The sequence below is a fragment of the Nitratireductor sp. ATLC21 genome (assembly GCF_057196525.1).
On record NZ_JBXUOU010000001.1, the window covers coordinates 1278936 to 1295335 of the forward strand.

At 57.7% G+C, this 16400-nt stretch carries 16 protein-coding genes; 8 read left to right on the forward strand and 8 right to left on the reverse strand.

From position 1 onward, the window contains the following. Positions 1-11 precede the first annotated feature (11 nt). Together AC2CHD_RS06275 and AC2CHD_RS06280 are read right to left on the reverse strand one after the other, a co-directional pair. Positions 12-167: a hypothetical protein gene (locus tag AC2CHD_RS06275; RefSeq protein WP_484552961.1), complete on the reverse strand. Its 156-nt coding sequence runs from the start codon at positions 165-167 to the stop codon at positions 12-14. Next, positions 151-1752 (reverse strand): OpgD/OpgG family glucan biosynthesis protein, encoded by a 1602-nt coding sequence (locus AC2CHD_RS06280; protein ID WP_484552962.1) that lies wholly within the window; start codon positions 1750-1752, stop codon positions 151-153. Before AC2CHD_RS06280 ends, AC2CHD_RS06275 begins: the two co-directional genes overlap by 17 nt. Before the next feature lie 304 nt (positions 1753-2056). Here AC2CHD_RS06280 and AC2CHD_RS06285 point away from each other — a divergent pair, with 304 nt between their 5' ends. Further along, positions 2057-2839, forward strand: coding sequence for an SDR family oxidoreductase (locus AC2CHD_RS06285; RefSeq protein ID WP_229448523.1), 783 nt, complete (start codon positions 2057-2059; stop codon positions 2837-2839). A gap of 7 nt (positions 2840-2846) precedes the next feature. Here the strand turns inward: AC2CHD_RS06285 and AC2CHD_RS06290 are convergent, their stop codons facing one another. The 3 genes from AC2CHD_RS06290 to AC2CHD_RS06300 are packed head-to-tail and all read right to left on the reverse strand — an operon-like array spanning position 2847 to position 5497. Then, positions 2847-4202: a GH1 family beta-glucosidase gene (locus AC2CHD_RS06290; RefSeq protein WP_484552963.1), complete on the reverse strand. Its 1356-nt coding sequence runs from the start codon at positions 4200-4202 to the stop codon at positions 2847-2849. Between the two features lie 38 nt (positions 4203-4240). Next, complete coding sequence (locus AC2CHD_RS06295; protein ID WP_484552964.1) at positions 4241-5311, reverse strand: LacI family DNA-binding transcriptional regulator; 1071 nt, start codon at positions 5309-5311, stop codon at positions 4241-4243. A 39-nt stretch (positions 5312-5350) separates the two neighbouring features. After that, on the reverse strand, positions 5351-5497 hold the full coding sequence (locus AC2CHD_RS06300) for a hypothetical protein (protein WP_484552965.1): 147 nt from the start codon (positions 5495-5497) through the stop codon (positions 5351-5353). Positions 5498-5596: 99 nt separating this feature from the next. Here AC2CHD_RS06300 and AC2CHD_RS06305 point away from each other — a divergent pair, with 99 nt between their 5' ends. From AC2CHD_RS06305 to AC2CHD_RS06335, 7 genes are all read left to right on the forward strand, one after another. Next, on the forward strand, positions 5597-6952 hold the full coding sequence (locus AC2CHD_RS06305) for an ABC transporter substrate-binding protein (RefSeq protein WP_484552966.1): 1356 nt from the start codon (positions 5597-5599) through the stop codon (positions 6950-6952). Between the two features lie 272 nt (positions 6953-7224). Continuing rightward, complete coding sequence (locus AC2CHD_RS06310) at positions 7225-8187, forward strand: carbohydrate ABC transporter permease (RefSeq protein ID WP_484553231.1); 963 nt, start codon at positions 7225-7227, stop codon at positions 8185-8187. Beyond that, the gene (locus AC2CHD_RS06315; RefSeq protein WP_484552967.1) at positions 8184-9320 is read left to right on the forward strand and encodes a carbohydrate ABC transporter permease; all 1137 of its coding nucleotides are present in this window, start codon (positions 8184-8186) and stop codon (positions 9318-9320) included. The genes AC2CHD_RS06310 and AC2CHD_RS06315 overlap by 4 nt, the downstream gene beginning before the upstream one ends. Positions 9321-9373: 53 nt before the next feature. Further along, positions 9374-11017 carry a beta-galactosidase BglA gene (gene bglA, locus AC2CHD_RS06320; RefSeq protein WP_484552968.1) on the forward strand — a complete coding sequence of 548 codons (1644 nt, stop codon included), beginning with the start codon at positions 9374-9376 and terminating at the stop codon, positions 11015-11017. Continuing rightward, entirely contained in the window at positions 11014-12102 is a 1089-nt protein-coding gene (locus tag AC2CHD_RS06325) for an ABC transporter ATP-binding protein (RefSeq protein WP_484552969.1), read from the forward strand. The genes bglA and AC2CHD_RS06325 overlap by 4 nt, the downstream gene beginning before the upstream one ends. A 253-nt stretch (positions 12103-12355) precedes the next feature. Then, entirely contained in the window at positions 12356-13048 is a 693-nt protein-coding gene (locus AC2CHD_RS06330) for a response regulator transcription factor (RefSeq protein ID WP_484552970.1), read from the forward strand. Between the two features lie 6 nt (positions 13049-13054). Continuing rightward, positions 13055-13714 (forward strand): helix-turn-helix domain-containing protein, encoded by a 660-nt coding sequence (locus tag AC2CHD_RS06335; RefSeq protein ID WP_484552971.1) that lies wholly within the window; start codon positions 13055-13057, stop codon positions 13712-13714. 42 nt (positions 13715-13756) lie between these two features. On the opposite strand, the gene AC2CHD_RS06340 is transcribed toward AC2CHD_RS06335, so the two are convergent. The 3 genes from AC2CHD_RS06340 to AC2CHD_RS06350 form a co-directional block, all read right to left on the reverse strand. Beyond that, a complete protein-coding gene (locus AC2CHD_RS06340; RefSeq protein ID WP_229448513.1) occupies positions 13757-14197 on the reverse strand; it encodes a hypothetical protein in 441 nt (146 codons plus the stop codon). 16 nt (positions 14198-14213) lie between these two features. Then, positions 14214-15284 carry a flagellar biosynthesis protein FlhB gene (gene flhB, locus AC2CHD_RS06345; RefSeq protein ID WP_229448512.1) on the reverse strand — a complete coding sequence of 357 codons (1071 nt, stop codon included), beginning with the start codon at positions 15282-15284 and terminating at the stop codon, positions 14214-14216. Positions 15285-15364: 80 nt separating this feature from the next. Continuing rightward, the gene (locus tag AC2CHD_RS06350) at positions 15365-16375 is read right to left on the reverse strand and encodes a FliG C-terminal domain-containing protein (RefSeq protein WP_229448510.1); all 1011 of its coding nucleotides are present in this window, start codon (positions 16373-16375) and stop codon (positions 15365-15367) included. Between the last annotated feature and the right edge of the window lie 25 nt (positions 16376-16400).

Genomic DNA, 16400 nt, shown 5'->3' on the forward strand with positions numbered 1-16400 from the left:
CGTACCCGGCTTCACTTCCACGCCAATCTTTTGAGCAGGATGGAGAAAAGCGCCGGACGAGCGCGCCGACGTTCAAGCACCTGTTCGGGCATCGCCATGGGCGCCGCCGGCAGAGTGTGACGGAGAGGCGTCATCGGCTGGCTATCCGTCTCACGAACGTGCATCATCTGTTTCTCTCCACTGATAACTCCAGATTTCGGAAAGGCGTTTGTCATCGAGCTTGAGGTGCCCGCTCATTTCGACAGGACCCGCACCGTTCGGCTTCAGGTCAATCACCAGACGCCACATGCCGTTGCTCTCGATGCGGGAAACCGCCGAATGGGCAATCTCGCCCCGGCTGACGTTTACAACTGCTTCAATGTTTGAATCGCCGGGAAGGTTCCGCAGGACTTCACCATCAAAATCCACGACGAACTTGCGCAACCCGTCCTCGTTCTTGACGCCCGAAACACCGCCCTCTCCGCTGCGAAGCGCCATAACTCTGGCGAACCGGTTGGTCGGTTCGTCGATAGCGCCCCAGGTCAAGCGGTAGTTGAATTCAAGGGCATCGCCGGCCTTGACGTCTCTTTCAGGGACCCAGAACGCGACAATGTTGTCATTGACTTCCAGGTCGGTGGGGATCTCCACCAGAGTAATGTTGCCACGCCCCCAGGCCTCGAGCGGCTCAACAAGCAGTGACGGCCTGCGTTCGTAGTGAGCGCCGGCATCCTGGAATTGCGCGAAATCACGATCGCGCTGATAAAGCCCGAAAGCCTGCGGGCTGTCTTCGGAAAAGAAGGATGTTGCGAGCTGGGAGGGGTTGTTCAAATTACGCCACAGCTCGTCACCGTCCTTGCGAACGATCTTCAGACCATCGCTGTCGTGCACCTGCCCGCGATAGTCATCGAAAGCGCTGTCATTGTTCTCAGCAAAGAGGAACATGGATGTCATTGGCGCAACGCCGAGGCGCCCAATATCCTTGCGGGCGAAGAGGCGTGCTGTCACCGTCATGACGGTGTTTCGCCCAGGCGTTATGACAAAGCGATAGGCGCCGGTCACACTTTCGCTGTCCAGCGCCGCATAGACAACCACTTCCTTGCTGCGCCGATTTGGCTTCTCGATATAAAAATCGGTGAAACGGGGGAACTCTTCCCCATTCGCGGTAGCTGTATCGATGGCGAGACCACGCGCCGACAGCCCATAAAGCGTGTCCCGCCCCAGCGCACGGAAATAACTTGCGCCGAGGAATGAGACCAACTCATCCATCACATCAGGAGCGTTGAGAGGGTAGTGAAGCCGGAATCCGGCCTCACCCTCCATCACGAGATCTTCGAAAAGGGCCGGATCGAGCGGCTTGCGATACTCGAAATCACGACCGGTGAAGAGGATCGGCTCGGCCTTATCCCCCTCCACCGCGTACAGGCGAACAGGCTCCTTGAACAACCAGCCCATATGGAAGGCCTGAAGCTCGAATGGGGCCTCCCCCTGCCACAGGGCGTGATCGGGCCGGAAGCGAATCGCCCGATGCTCATCATAGGTCAAGCTGGCTATCTGCTCCGGCAACTTGAACTCAGCCTTTGAGAATGGCTCGGAAGCTTTGCTCTTCATCGCCTCCGTGAGAGCTTCAAAGGAAAAGGCCTGTGCCTTTCCTTTCTCATCAACGCCTTGCGGCGCAGGATTCTCGGCGCGCGCCTGGGTTGCAAGAGCCGTCAGGCTGGACGTACCCAACAGCGACGCTGACAGGCAGGAAACAAGGAAGGATCGTCGGTCCATATATGGAGCTCGTATGCAAGAAAACTTAGGGTGAAGCCGCGGCACAAACCACGCGCTTTCAACGCATTAATTGCGGTTTTGTTTCGGCACTGGACATAACATTCGAAGACTGACCGTTACCAAGATTTGAAGGCACAGCGCGGAGCGGCGGATCGCTGTACAGCTTCCCCTCAAGACTTGCAATCCTGTTCTGAATCGTGCCCAATCGCACCGTCTCACCTAAGGTGAGCAAACCCACCACAAGCCGTCATGGCCGAATTGGATAAAAGGCTGTTGGCGGTGCATCAATCCGGGAAATTTGCCGATGGATCTAGGACTTAAAAACAAGCGCGCCCTCGTGCTCGGCGCAAGCCGCGGCCTCGGCGCTGCCATTGCCCAGGGGCTGGCGAAGGAAGGCGCGACCGTGGTCGCAGCCGCACGCAGCAAGGACAAGATCGAGGCTTGGGCGAAGGAATTGCCGGCAAGCGCAGGCGCCGTCCAGGCCTATGAGCTGGACCTTTCAGATCATGCCGCGATCGACGATTTGGCCGACAAGCTCCTGGCCGAAGGGGGCGTCGACATTCTCGTGAACAACACAGGCGGCCCTCCGCCCGCTACGGCTGTCGATGCAAAACGCGGCGACTGGATCGCGAATTTCGAAACAATGGCTGCCAACATATTTCATCTCACCGGGCGGCTCCTGCCAGCGATGCGCGAGCGCAAATGGGGCCGCATCCTCACCGTCACCTCTTCCGGCGTGGAGCAGCCTATTCCCATTCTGGCCCTCTCCAATGGTATCCGTTCGGCGATCGTCGGCTGGTCGAAGACGCTGGCGACGGAGGTTGCGCGGGACGGCGTTACGGTCAACATCCTGATGCCGGGACGCATTCACACCCAGCGCGTCGTCGAACTCGACACAGCGGCGGCCAACCGTTCCGGCAAACCGCTGGAGGAAGTTTCCGCTGCGGCCGCAGAATCTATCCCGATGGGACGGTATGGCGACCCTGAGGAATTTGCCAACATGGCAGTTTTCCTTGCCTCCGAGCGGGCCTCCTATGTGACAGGCACCAAGGTCCGCATTGACGGCGGCGCGACGCGTTCGGTCTGATCCGGTTTCAGCGTCTCAACGCACGCCCAAGCGCATGCCATGATGCCTTGGGCGTGCGCTCGAGTGTTTTGAAATCGACGTGCACGAGGCCAAAGCGTTTTTCATAGCCGAGCGCCCACTCGTAATTGTCCAGAAGTGACCAGACGATGTAGCCCTTCAGGGGAACGCCCGCGCTCAGGGCCCTGCGCACTGCACCGAGGTGCCGGTTGAGGAAATCAATGCGGGCAACATCATTCACTTGCCCGTTCAACACCTCGTCGGGCGAAGCCATACCGTTCTCCGTCACAAAGATCGGCAGCCCCTTGGTGTAGCTCTCATGCACCCAGGTGATGAAGTGATGCAGACCATCAGGGTAGATTTCCCAGCCCATTTGGGTTTTGGGCAATGGCCCTTCCACTTCCTTCAGTGCAGGGAATTGGTCTGACTCATCCGCGGCAATCAGCTTGCGCGTGTAATAATTGATCCCGAGCCAGTCGACGGGCGCGCCAATTGTCTCGAAATCCTTCTCGAAATCCTCTGGCATATGGGGTCCAAGCCCCTCAAGCACATCCTCCGGATAGGCTTTGTTGAACACACCTCCGAGGAACCAGCGATTGTATATGCCATCGTAGAGACGCGCGGCCTTTCGTGCCTCCGGACGATCATCCGCAGGTGCCGCATACTCGAAATTGGCAACCAGACCCAGATTGTTCATACCCAATGCGCGCATCGCCTGCGTGGCACAACCGTGTGCCAGGAGCACGTGATGCATGGCGCGGGCAGTCGCACGAATGTCGCGCAGTCCCGGCGCATGCTCGCCCATGAAATGACTGAGCCAGGCCACACACCACGGTTCATTGATCGTGGCAGCGGTCGCCACGCGGTCGCCGATGCGTTTCATGACAACATTGGCGTAATCGGCGAACCAGGCCGCTATATCCCTGTTGCGCCACCCGCCGAGATCTGCCAGCGGCGCTGGCAGGTCCCAATGATAAAGCGTGGCGAATGGCTTCAGGCCTCGCTCGAGCATGCCGTCGACGAGACGGTCATAGAAATCGAGCCCTGCTTCATTGACTGTGCCGCGCCCCTCCGGCAACACACGCGACCAGGAAGTGGAGAAACGATAACAATCGAACCCGGCATCGCGAACCAGGTCGAGATCGCTTTCCCATCTGTGATAGTGATCACAGGCCGTCGCCCCGCTTTCCCCGCGCACCGTGTTCCCTGGCGTTGCTGCGAACGTATCCCAGTGCGACAAACCACATCCACCAAATCGGCTACCCTCGATCTGATGGCCAGAAGTGGCCGTTCCAAAGATGAAATCGTCCGGAAAATCCGCACGAGAGAATTCAAGCTCCATGATTTCCGTGTCTGTGGCGGACATGAGGGGTTCCCGGGTTTGCCTTGGATGAGGAGCCAGAATCAGCGCCGCCGAGGCGGAGCAGTGGTCTGGCCTATGACGAAATCGGCCTCCCACAATTCGCTTTGAAGCGGGCCATGCGGATTGTCGATACGGTCTAGAAGCATCTGCGCCACACGCTTACCGGCCTCGCGGATGGAGGAGCGCACTGCAGTGAAGTAGGGGATGTCCGGCACCCTGCCTCCGAAACCGGATCTGGAGCCGGACTGCAGGAACGACAGGCAATCGTCAAAGGCGATGACCGAAACGTCTTCACCTGCCCGCAGGCCCAGGTCTGCCAACGCCCGGGTCACGCCCATGGCCGGCAGGACACTTGCCACGACGATCGCGGTCGGAGGCTCGGCAAGTTCCATCAATGTCCGCATTGCGTGGTAACCATAGGGCTCCACCATGTCGGAACTGTGCATCAGCCGCGCATCCGGCGCGATGCCGGCCTCCTTCAGCGCAGCTTCATAACCCTGACGCCGGCGATCTGCGAAGTTCATGGTCTCCAACCCGTTGATGAGCGCAATCCTTTGATGGCCCAGATCAAGCAGGAACTTCGTGGCTCGATGGAAGGCTCGACGGTTGTTCACATCCATCCAGCAATAATCCGCCCCTTCCTCGTCACTTCGCCCATGGACGACAAAGGGGAGCCCGAGTGCGTTGAGGATCCCAATGCGGCTGTCCCCTGTCAGGGGACCGTGAACCACCACTCCGTCCACGCGCTGGTCATCCACCAGATCCCGATAAATGCGCTCCTGTTCTTCAAGGGACGCGAGCCGAAGAAGGATGTCATATCCATTCTCGCCGTAAACTTCCCCGGCCCCGGCAATGAAATCGGCGAAATGCGGATTGATCATGATATGCTCGGACAGGCTTACCACATGACCGATCATGCGCGACTTGCCCGTCGCAAGGCTCGCTGCACTTGGGCTCGGCCGATAGTTCAGTCGCGCGGCTGCTTCCACCACCCGGGCACGCGTTTTCTCTGCCACCTCCGGAAAACCATTCAGCGCCCGTGAAACAGTCGTTTGCGACAGCCCCAGACTTTCCGAGAGCATTTTGAGATTGATCGCTTTTCGGGCGGGCAATGCATCTTCCTTTTTTTCAAAGCGCTTTAAAAATTCGTGTCACAGCCCTTCGATCAGATCAAGTCCTTCATTCAGCGGAATGTGAGACACCAAGAGAAATGAAGGTATTTTTCCAATTTCCTGCGTTTTTTCCAGGGCGATTTGAACACCCTCTTGACTCCAAAACCCTGCGGATTGATGCTGCATATATCCAAAGCGCTTTGAATTTCGTTTAAAACGTTGTCATTGCGCCGGACATGCAGAACCCCGAGGAGGAGCGGCCTTGTGCCGCGATGTGGAGGAACCATGAAAACGTCCATGATTGTCGGCGCGCTCGCTCTGGCGCTCGCCGGCGCCACTGCTCATGCCGCCGACCTGAAATTCACCCCCGGCGAGGATGCCCGCTTCAACTGGAAAAGCTATGAGGACTTCCAGGCAGAATATGATTTCTCCGGACAGGAGCTGAACATCTTCGGCCCGTGGCTGAGCGCCGACAAAGACCTGTTTGAATCGATCACTGCTTTCTTCGAGGAAGCCACGGGTGCCACGGTGAACTATTCAGGCTCCGATTCCTTCGAACAGCAGATCGTTATCGATACACAGGCTGGGAGTGCACCGAACATCGCGATTTTCCCGCAGCCCGGCCTCGCTGCCGATCTCGCATCGAAAGGCCTCCTCATACCGCTTGGCAACGATACCGCCGAATGGATGAAGGACAATTACGCGGCGGGCCAGTCCTGGGTCGACCTTGGAACCTACAAGGGTAACGACGGGACGGACGCGTTTTTCGCCTTTCCCTACAAGGCCGACGTGAAGTCGCTCGTCTGGTACATTCCCGAAAACTTTGAAGACGCGGGCTATGAAGTGCCGCAAACCATGGAAGAGCTGAAAGCGCTCTCCGAGCAGATCGTCGCCGATGGCGAAACACCCTGGTGCATCGGCCTCGGTTCGGGTGGTGCGACCGGCTGGCCCGCGACCGACTGGGTGGAAGACATGATGCTTCGTACGCAGCCGCCGGAAGTCTACGACCAGTGGGTGCGCAACGAGATCCCCTTCAACGATGAACGCGTCGTCGCCGCAATCGAGGAGTTCGGTGCGTTCGCCCGCAATGACGACTATGTCGATGGTGGCGCAGGCGCCGTTGCATCAACCGACTTCCGCGATAGCCCCAATGGTCTCTTCGCCGTACCGCCAAAATGCTACATGCACCGACAGGCGTCCTTCATTCCATCCTTTTTCCCCGAAGGCACCGAACTTGGCCGCGATGCAGATTTCTTCTATCTGCCCGCCTATGCGGAGAAGGATCTCGGAACACCACTCCTCGGTGCAGGAACTGTCTTTGCGATCACGAAAGACTCTGAGGTGGCACGCGCCTTCATCGAGTTCCTGAAAACACCGATCGCACACGAACTCTGGATGGCGCAAAGCGGATTCCTGACACCCCACAAAGGGGTCAATGCAGACGCCTATTCCAATGACGCACTGCGCAAGCAGGGTGAAATCCTGACCAGTGCGACGACCTTCCGCTTCGACGGATCCGACTTGATGCCGGGCAAGATTGGCGCCGGCGCATTCTGGACCGGCATGATTGACTATGTTGGAGGCAAATCCGCCGAGGATGTCGCCTCGGACATCCAGAAGGAATGGGACGCCATCAAGTAGGCGTAAGCATCCGGCGGTCCCGCCGCCTCGAGAGCGGCGGGACGGATCAAACCCATCTCATGCGGCCCCGGGAGGCAGCCATGGCAATCTCCTCTACCGAAACAGGACCTTCTGACGGCTCACCCGGTCTTGGTGCATTTTTTCGAAATCTCGTGATCGCACTGGGCATCATGGCTGCAGGCATCGTCTTTGCGGTGCTTTGCGCCGTCGCCGTCTTCTCCGCGCTCAACACTGTCCTGCCCGACATCAAGCTTGTTCAGGCGGTGTTGGTCATGGTGCTCGGCGTGGCGGCCTGCTTCGGCTATTTCTGGGGCTCCAACCGATTGCTGGATATGATTTATCCGCCTCGCGGCCACCGCGTGGCTGAAAACATCAATGCAGCCAACGGCATCCGTCCATGGCTTTTTCTTGGGCCAGCAGTGATCATCCTGGGGATTTATCTGGTCTATCCGGTGGTCAACTCGATCGTTCTGTCTTTCTATGGACCAAGCGGAGAGCACTGGGTCGGCGGGGCCAATTACGCCTGGCTCGCCAAGGACGCGGCTTTCCGCGAGAGCATGCGCAACAACCTTTTGTGGCTCGTCGTGGTGCCCGCCGCCGCCACCTTCTTCGGCCTCATTGCCGCTGCCCTGACCGATCGGATCAGCTGGGGAAATGTCGCCAAAAGCCTGATCTTCATGCCCATGGCGATTTCCTTCGTCGGCGCCAGCGTGATCTGGAAATTCATCTATGATTACCGCGCTGAAGGGTCGGAACAGATCGGCATCCTCAACGCCATTGTCACATTTTTCGGTGGCGAACCGCAGGCCTGGATCACCCTCCCTTTCTGGAACAATTTTTTCCTGATGGTCATCCTGATCTGGATCCAGACGGGATTTGCCATGGTCATTCTCTCAGCCGCGCTGCGCGGCATTCCTGAAGAAACCATTGAGGCGGCCGTCATCGACGGCGCCTCACCCTTCCAGATTTTCTACAAGATAAAAGTCCCCCAGATCTGGGGCACCATCGCCGTGGTGTGGACCACAATCACCATTCTGGTCCTCAAGGTCTTCGACATCGTGCTCGCCATGACCAACGGCCAGTGGGGCAGCCAGGTTCTTGCCAACTACATGTTCGACTGGATGTTCCGCGGCCTCGATTTCGGACGCGCCTCCACCATCGCGCTGGTGATCATGGCCATGGTCACGCCCATCATGATCTGGAACATCCGTGAAGCACGGAAGGACATGAAATGAGCACGCCCGTCGGCTCCCGGCCCGCACTTGCATGGGTTGTCAATATTTCCGTCATCCTCCTCGTGGCCCTTTGGACGCTTCCCACGCTCGGCATTCTCGTTTCTTCCTTGCGCGACAAGGATCAGCTGGCAGTAAGTGGCTGGTGGACAGCTCTGACCTCATCCGAGCGCAATCTCGTCGCACGTTCGGCGCCACCTGAAGAGGCAAGGCTTCAGGAAGGCCGGTATATGCTCACCGGGAATGTATTCGAGGGCAACAGTGGCGAGGTCACCGGCTTTGGCATTTCCTCGCGTGAACCCTCTGCGTTTGCCGTCGGAGAAAATGCCGAATTGCGCGACGGCGGCATGCTGACCGTCGACACCGAGGGCAACTATACGATTGCTTACTCGGAAAAACCCGAACCCGGGCGCGGTCAGCGCATCTTCGTAAGCACCGTGGAACCGCCGAAATTCACGACGGAGAATTATGAGAACGTGCTGTTCTCGGAAGGGCTTGGCAAAAGCTTCATCAACACGATGACCGTGACCATTCCGGCCACCGTGATTCCCATCCTGATTGCTGCCTATGCAGCTTATGCGCTTGCCTGGATGGAGTTCCCCGGCCGCGCGCTACTGCTCGCCGCCATCGTCGGCCTGCTGGTCGTACCGCTTCAGATGTCGCTCATCCCGCTCCTGCGTCTTTACAACACGGTCGGCATCGGTAAATCGTTCATCGGCATCTGGCTTGCGCATACCGGCTTCGGCCTGCCGCTCGCCATCTATCTCCTACGCAATTATATGGCTGGCCTGCCACGCGAAATCATCGAGAGCGCACGCGTGGATGGCGCCTCGGACTTCGAAATCTTCCGAAAAATTATTCTGCCGCTGTCGTTTCCTGCGCTGGCCTCCTTCGCCATCTTCCAGTTCCTCTGGGTGTGGAACGATCTGCTCGTCGCCACCGTCTTCCTCGGCAACAACGAAGAGCAACTGGTACTGACGGGACGTCTGCGCGAATTGCTCGGTTCACGCGGCGGCAACTGGGAAATTCTTACCGCCTCGGCCTTTGTGGCCATTGTGGTGCCCATTCTCGTTTTCTTCGCATTGCAACGTTATTTGGTCCGCGGCCTTCTTGCCGGGTCCGTCAAAGGAGGCTGACCGTTCCCATGAATGTTCTGCATGATGTTCCCTTCGAACATGCTCCTGGAGCCATGAGCCGACACACGGAAGACGCCGACTGGTGGCGCGGCGCGGTCATATACCAGATCTATCCGCGCTCCTTTCAGGATTCCAACGGCGATGGCATCGGTGACCTGAAAGGGATCACCCAGCGCCTGCCCTATATAGCTTCGCTCGGCGTCGATGCGATCTGGATCTCGCCATTCTTCAAATCCCCCATGCTCGACTTCGGATATGACGTGTCCGACTACAAAGAAGTGGATCCGATGTTCGGCACGCTGGCCGATTTCGACGCCATGATCACGGAGGCGCATCGGCTCGATCTCAAGGTGATGATCGATCAGGTGATTTCGCACTCTTCCGATCAGCATCCATGGTTTGTAGAAAGCCGGCAGGACCGTACCAATCCGCGCGCAGACTGGTATGTCTGGGCCGATCCGAAGCCCGATGGCAGCCCGCCGAACAACTGGCTGTCAATCTTCGGCGGCTCGGCCTGGCAGTGGGATACGAGCCGATGCCAGTACTACCTGCATAATTTCCTTGCGAGCCAGCCGGATCTCAACTTCCACAATCCGGACGTGCAGGATGCGCTACTCGATACGGTCCGCTTTTGGCTCGAGCGCGGCGTCGATGGCTTCCGCCTCGACACGATCAATTTCTACGTTCACTCGGCAGGGCTTGAAGACAATCCCCCGCTCCAACAGGAGCGCCGCAACGCATCCATCGCTCCGGCGGTCAATCCCTACAATTATCAGGACCATCTCTACGACAAGAATCAGCCTGAAAACCTCGAATTCCTGAAGCGTTTTCGCGCGCTGCTCGATGAGTATCCCGGCACTACGGCCGTCGGCGAAGTGGGCGACGCTCAGCGCGGGCTCGACATCGTTGCCCAATACACAAGCGGCGGCGACAAGGTGCACATGTGCTACTCTTTCGATTTTCTGTCTCAGGAGAAACTGACACCGCAACGCGTCCGCCAGGTCATCGAAGCTTTCGAGGAGAAAGCTCCCGACGGCTGGTCATGCTGGAGCTTTTCCAACCATGATGTGGTGCGCCACGCCTCGCGTTGGGCCGACCAGGTGCATGACCGCGAAGCCTTCCTCAAGATGACGACAACGCTGCTTCTGACGCTGCGCGGTTCTGTTTGTCTCTATCAAGGAGAAGAATTGGGCCTCACGGAAGCGGTGCTCGACTTCAAGGACCTGCAGGATCCATATGGCATCCAGTTCTGGCCTACCTTCAAGGGGCGCGATGGCTGCCGAACGCCGATGGTGTGGTCGGAAACACAGGTTAACGCCGGGTTCTCGGGCGTAAAACCATGGCTTCCCGTTCCACCGGAGCATCTGCATCTGGCGGTCTCCGCCCAGGACAGACCGGGCTCCCTCCTCTCCCATTATCGCAAAACGCTTGCCTTCCGCGCGCGGCATCCGGTGTTCGCCAAGGGCGACATAACGTTTCGCGAAGCGGGATCGGACGTCCTCCTTTTCGAGCGCTCGATGGCGGCACACACGATCATCATTGCCATCAACATGACCGGGCATCCCGTCGAGCTTTCACTGGATCTGGAAGCGTATGCGACCATGGAAGACGCCGAGGCCGACGGCGTGATGGAGAACAACCTTTTGAAATTGCCGCCATATGGATGCTGGTTCGGCAGTCGGGGAGTGAGAAAATGACAGCGCTCGATTTGAAGAACATTCAAAAAAGCTATGGCGCTACAAAGGTCATCCACGGGATCGATCTGAAGATCGAGGATGGCGAGTTCATCGTTTTCGTCGGCCCGTCGGGCTGCGGTAAGTCCACCCTGCTGCGCATGATCGCCGGGCTGGAAAACATCACCGGCGGAGACATGTTCATCGGTGGCGAACGGGTCAACGACATCCCACCTTCCCAGCGCGGCATCGCCATGGTGTTCCAGTCCTATGCGCTATACCCCCATATGACAGTCTACGATAACATGGCCTTCGGCATGAAGATCGCCAAAGCCCCGAAGGATGAGATCGACAAGCGCGTACACGCTGCCGCTGAAATTCTGCAGCTCACTCCATATCTCGGTCGCCTGCCTAAGGCCCTCTCGGGCGGTCAACGTCAACGCGTGGCAATCGGTCGGGCCATCGTCCGCAATCCGAAAGTGTTTCTGTTCGATGAACCCTTGTCCAATCTCGACGCTGCGCTTCGTGTTGCCACACGCATTGAGATTGCCAAGCTGAAAAGCTCCATGCCCGAAACGACCATGATCTATGTCACCCATGATCAGGTGGAAGCGATGACGCTCGCCGACCGCATTGTGGTCCTGTCCTCGGGTCATATCGAGCAGGTGGGGGCGCCAATTGACCTCTATGAAAAACCAGCAAACCTGTTCGTCGCCCGTTTCATCGGCTCGCCCGCCATGAACATCCAGCCGGCCCGGGTCGAAAGAACCGGCGACAACACTCTTATCAGCCTAGGTGGACGGAAGACCATGGTTCCCACTCCCTCCACCGAACCGCTCTCTGGCACCCGGTGCCACTTCGGCGTCCGCCCCGAAGACCTGCGAATCGCAGATAAGGACGACTTCCTTTTTGAAGGCGATGTGCACTTCGTCGAGCGGCTGGGTGAAGTCACCAATGTTTATTTACACGTGAAAGATGTGGATGACGCCATCGTCGTGAAGCTGGCGGGTGTCCAGAAATACGCCAAGGGAGATCGCCTCCGCATCACTGCAGCGCCTGAAAAGATGCATCTTTTCAGCGAAGAGGGCCGCTCATTCCTTCATATTTGAAACGTTTGAAGCACGCGCAGGATTTCTTGACCCGAATCGAAAGCTTACCTAACCATAATGAAGTTACTGGGGCTTCCGAACGTCCACTCTGGATCGTCCCTTTTGTGCAGCTCGTAATGGAACGACCGGTTCTGATTTTACCGGCCCTTTCGCCATCAGATTTGTATGGAACGGGCATTTAGCGGGCTTCGTATTGCGTATCCGCGAAACCTTGGCACCGATCGTTGAAGGTGCGGATTTGCGGTGAAACCGAATGGCGACTGAGACACGCGAGAAACGCCCTGCAAGGCTGTCCAAGACCGTATCGCGGCGCGATCTCTCCAACCTTGCGCGCGGGTATTGTCAGTCTGGCGAGCCTGTCTCCTACCTCATTGCGGAAGCTGCACCAGACAGTGCCACGGGCATGGCAAGCATTCTCGTTTCCAACTGGACCTTCGACACGATCGAAGATGTGGGGCTGACCGCGATTACGCGGCTCGTGGAAAGCTCCATTTCAACCTTTCCGGGTGCGATGCCGCGCGGCTGGCACCCGCTCGCACTGTCTGCGCTCCTGGCTTGCGATGAAGTGGCGAACCTTTCGCTGCATCAGCAGCAAGAGGTGTTCCTTCTCAAACTGCCATCAGGCAAGAAGCGCTACATCGCACTGATATCCACCAATCAGACCGACACGCTTGATCTCGCCGAGCTGCGTCGATTGCAGATGGGTCTGTGTCACCTTCTCTCAGGCTACAAGACAATAGCAAACCCAGTCGGCGAACCGCTCTCCGAGCGGGAGCGGGAGTGCCTCTATTGGGTTTCTGAAGGAAAAACGGCCGATGAGGTCTCCCTTATCATCAACGTGTCATCGAACACGGTGAACAGTTATGTCGCCCACGCGATCCACAAGCTGGCGGCCAAGAACCGCGCTATGGCGATTGCAACTGCCATTCGCAACGGACTCATATAGATCGGTATGACGGGGATGCTTTCGGACATCGCAGATGAGCTGCAGGAGCTCAGCGAAAGCATCGGCGCTGACCGGTTTCATCTTTATCTGGTCCAAGGCGTCTCAAAACCCCGCCTGACCCCGTGTCTGACAGGGCAGCCCACCGAACAAGGGAACGAAAGTATCGAGTTCGCAAGTCGATTACCCAAACGCTTTGCGGACAAGCTTTCTGAAACCTTCCATCCCCTGTTCTGGGGGATTGCCATGCCTGAGGAGACGTCGGGCATGCACTGGGAGGAAATCTCCCCGATTGACGCGGGGAGTGGCCTGATCCTACCGCTCGCCACGGATCAGCGAAATCATGGTGCAGTTTTCATTCTCGGCCAGAACATTCGTCTGGATCGCGATGTTCTCTTTGATCTTCATAGTCAATGTCACGTTCTTTTCGCGCAACTTATCGAACGAGACCCACACCCTGCGGAAAGCGCAAGCCCGACCATTTCCAAACGCGAACTGCAGTGTTTGAAACTGACCGCCAACGGATTGACCAGCGAGGAAATCGCCAAGCGCCTTGGGCTATCGGTACATACTGCAAACCAATATCTGGCAAACACGACGCAAAAGCTCAACGCGGTTAACCGCGTTCACGCAGTTGCCAAGGCGCTTCGCAAGGGACTGATTGACTAGCCGGCCATCTTCCGCGCCAATGCTGGCCCGCAAGCCCGAAGATCATCCGTTGATGAGCGGCCTTTCGCTACGCACGATCCGCGAAGCCTGCAAGGCTTCGGCCAGATAACGTGAGTTCACCTCAGGATCATCGGACGGATTGTCAAACGCCACGTAATTGACTTCAACGCCCGCATTGTCGGCGCTGAGTTCCAAGGTGAAATAGACCGTGGCACCCTGCGGGCGCAATTCCAGATCGAGCGAAATGCGCGGGCTTCCGCTCCATGTCACATGGGCGTCACAGCCGTGCCCCAGACGCAGCGTACCCGGCATGAAATAAAGCTCTGCAGCAGATTCAACGATATCAGCGACACTCGCCAGGCTCTCCAGCCGAATAAACGCGATATAGTCGGCCACGTCGATAAGACGCAACTCGTTCGCCACTGCGCGTATTGCATTGGCAACGATGATTTCGCGAGCAGGCGAATGCGGCTGCTTATCCATAGTGTATCCCTGCTGACTACGGTCTCTCACCGGTTCTGTAGATGCGACGGATCAACTCCGCGACAGCTTTGTAAAACTGTGACGGAATCAAACTATCAATCGAAACTTGTTTGTACATGGAGCGTGCGAGCACCGGTTCTTCGAACACTGGAATGCCGTGCTCGGTGGCAATTTCCCTGATGCGAAGCGCAATAAGATCCTGCCCCTTTGCCAGCACCACGGGCGCCGCATCCTCATCACGGCGATACCGCAATGCGATCGCAAAGTGGGTTGGATTGGCTATAACCAGTGTGGCTTGAGGCACTGCTGACATCATGCGCTGGCGAGCCCGGTCACGCGCAAGCGAGCGCAAGCGCGCCTTCACGATCGGGTCACCTTCAGTCTGCTTGTGCTCGTCCTTGACCTCCTGCCTGGTCATGCGCAGGTCCACGCGCCATTGATGGCGAGACCAGAAAAGGTCGGCGACCGCGATAACCGCCACCACAAGCGTCACAACGACGAGACTTTGAACCGCGATATCGCGAATGACCGAGGTAAACTCGACTGGATTGGTGATCATGCCCGCGAGCAGTCGCGTCTCTGCCTCGCGCATCGCCAGAATGAGAAAGCCGCCGGCAACGATGATCTTGCCCAGCGATTTTGCGAACTCGACGAAACCCTTGGCGCCGAAAATCCGGCTCCAGCCCTCTTTCAGAGAAATGCGCGACAGCTTCGGCTTCACCCGATCAAGGACAAAACGCGGTGTGTTCTGAAAAACCGAAGCAGCAATACCAGCGGTCACAAGAAGAGCCATAACGACGCCGACAACCTTCGCGATCTCCACAAACACAAGCTGGTAGATCGCCATCGCATCGGAGCGCGTCTCCAGCGACCAGCCATCCGCCCGCTCCAAAAAAATGGAGAGAAAACTGCCGAGCCGCATCGCGCTATCCTGCGCGAAGAATATTGCGAAGGTCAGTATGGCAAGAAAAGACGCAAAAACGGGCACTTCCTTGGAGAAGGGCAATTGACCCTTGTCGACGGAGTCACGGATCTTCTTTTCCGTTGCCTCTTCGGTCTTGCTTTCCTTGTCGGCACCTTCCGCCATCAGGACCTTCGCTCAAGCGATTGCAAATACAGTAGTCCGGTGTGCCGGATCGCGACCCGGGCTTGTCCTTCGTGAAAGCGTCAGGCTGCTTCCTGCTGCTGCATGCTCGGGAGAACAAAATTGCCCTGTTGTGCAAGTTGAACAGCACTTGCGGAAATGCGTCTGCGAGCCTGCATGATATCGGCTTCTGGCACGTCCTCCGAACCGGTGCTGAGTTCGGCCTCGATCATGCGGCGTGTGCGCTGGCCAAGCGCCGATAGCACAGCTTCGACGATGGCTTCGGAGGCATTGCGAAGCGCCAGCGTGACCAATTCGCTCGACAACCCGTCGAACAGCGCAACACGTGCTTTCTGATCGAGCAGAACGATCTCCTCGAAACTGAAAAGCTGAGAGCGGATCGCTTTCACATCGCTTGTACCGGTCAATTCCAACTCGTGGATAACCTCATCGGCCTGCTCCTTGTCGAGTTCGTTGAGCAGAGACGCCACGCGCGCCAGTCCGACGGCAGAATCCTTGCCCGCACGCATATTGCGCAGAAGGTCACTCATACGGTTCTCGATAAGCTTCTTCGCCTGGGCGGGCATTTCGCCCGTCGCTGCCATCCGACTGATGACGGAGGTGCGCAGGGTTTTATCCAGGCTTACCAACACTTTCGCGGCGATGGAGGGAGCGATACCGCCCAGAATCGCTGCGATCACTTGTGGGTGTTCGGCGGAGATGAGTTCGATCAGTTCTTCCGCAGGAAGCTTCTCAAGTTCGGCCCAGACCTCTTCGGCCTCACTCGCCGCTGGCGCATTGCGCCCCATGAGAAGGTTCATTTCCTCTTCGGAAAGCGTTTCATTGAGAATCGTGTCAATGCTGTCGGCCGAATCCAGCAACCCGGCGCCTTCGGTGAATTCGCTTTCGAACTCACTGACAACTTTCTCGAGTTCTGCCTGTGGAATGGTTCGCAACAGACGCGCTCCTTCCATGAGCGCCTTGAGCTCGTCCTGCTTGAAGAATTTCAGGAGACGCCCTGCAGAGGGCTTGCCCATCGCCACAAGAATGGTGGCAGCCTTTTGCGCCTGTGTCAGAGCCAGAGCTTCCGTCATGATCGAACCGACCTTCCTAACCGCT

Excerpts from the sequence above, each read along its gene's own strand:
- AC2CHD_RS06275 (WP_484552961.1), bottom strand. The coding sequence starts at position 167 with ATGATGCACGTTCGTGAGACGGATAGCCAGCCGATGACGCCTCTCCGT.
- AC2CHD_RS06280 (WP_484552962.1), bottom strand. The coding sequence starts at position 1,752 with ATGGACCGACGATCCTTCCTTGTTTCCTGCCTGTCAGCGTCGCTGTTG.
- AC2CHD_RS06285 (WP_229448523.1), top strand. The coding sequence starts at position 2,057 with ATGGATCTAGGACTTAAAAACAAGCGCGCCCTCGTGCTCGGCGCAAGC.
- AC2CHD_RS06290 (WP_484552963.1), bottom strand. The coding sequence starts at position 4,202 with ATGTCCGCCACAGACACGGAAATCATGGAGCTTGAATTCTCTCGTGCG.
- AC2CHD_RS06300 (WP_484552965.1), bottom strand. The coding sequence starts at position 5,497 with ATGCAGCATCAATCCGCAGGGTTTTGGAGTCAAGAGGGTGTTCAAATC.
- AC2CHD_RS06305 (WP_484552966.1), top strand. The coding sequence starts at position 5,597 with ATGAAAACGTCCATGATTGTCGGCGCGCTCGCTCTGGCGCTCGCCGGC.
- AC2CHD_RS06310 (WP_484553231.1), top strand. The coding sequence starts at position 7,225 with ATGGTGCTCGGCGTGGCGGCCTGCTTCGGCTATTTCTGGGGCTCCAAC.
- AC2CHD_RS06315 (WP_484552967.1), top strand. The coding sequence starts at position 8,184 with ATGAGCACGCCCGTCGGCTCCCGGCCCGCACTTGCATGGGTTGTCAAT.
- bglA (WP_484552968.1), top strand. The coding sequence starts at position 9,374 with ATGAGCCGACACACGGAAGACGCCGACTGGTGGCGCGGCGCGGTCATA.
- AC2CHD_RS06325 (WP_484552969.1), top strand. The coding sequence starts at position 11,014 with ATGACAGCGCTCGATTTGAAGAACATTCAAAAAAGCTATGGCGCTACA.
- AC2CHD_RS06330 (WP_484552970.1), top strand. The coding sequence starts at position 12,356 with ATGGCGACTGAGACACGCGAGAAACGCCCTGCAAGGCTGTCCAAGACC.
- AC2CHD_RS06335 (WP_484552971.1), top strand. The coding sequence starts at position 13,055 with ATGACGGGGATGCTTTCGGACATCGCAGATGAGCTGCAGGAGCTCAGC.
- AC2CHD_RS06340 (WP_229448513.1), bottom strand. The coding sequence starts at position 14,197 with ATGGATAAGCAGCCGCATTCGCCTGCTCGCGAAATCATCGTTGCCAAT.
- flhB (WP_229448512.1), bottom strand. The coding sequence starts at position 15,284 with ATGGCGGAAGGTGCCGACAAGGAAAGCAAGACCGAAGAGGCAACGGAA.
- AC2CHD_RS06350 (WP_229448510.1), bottom strand. The coding sequence starts at position 16,375 with ATGACGGAAGCTCTGGCTCTGACACAGGCGCAAAAGGCTGCCACCATT.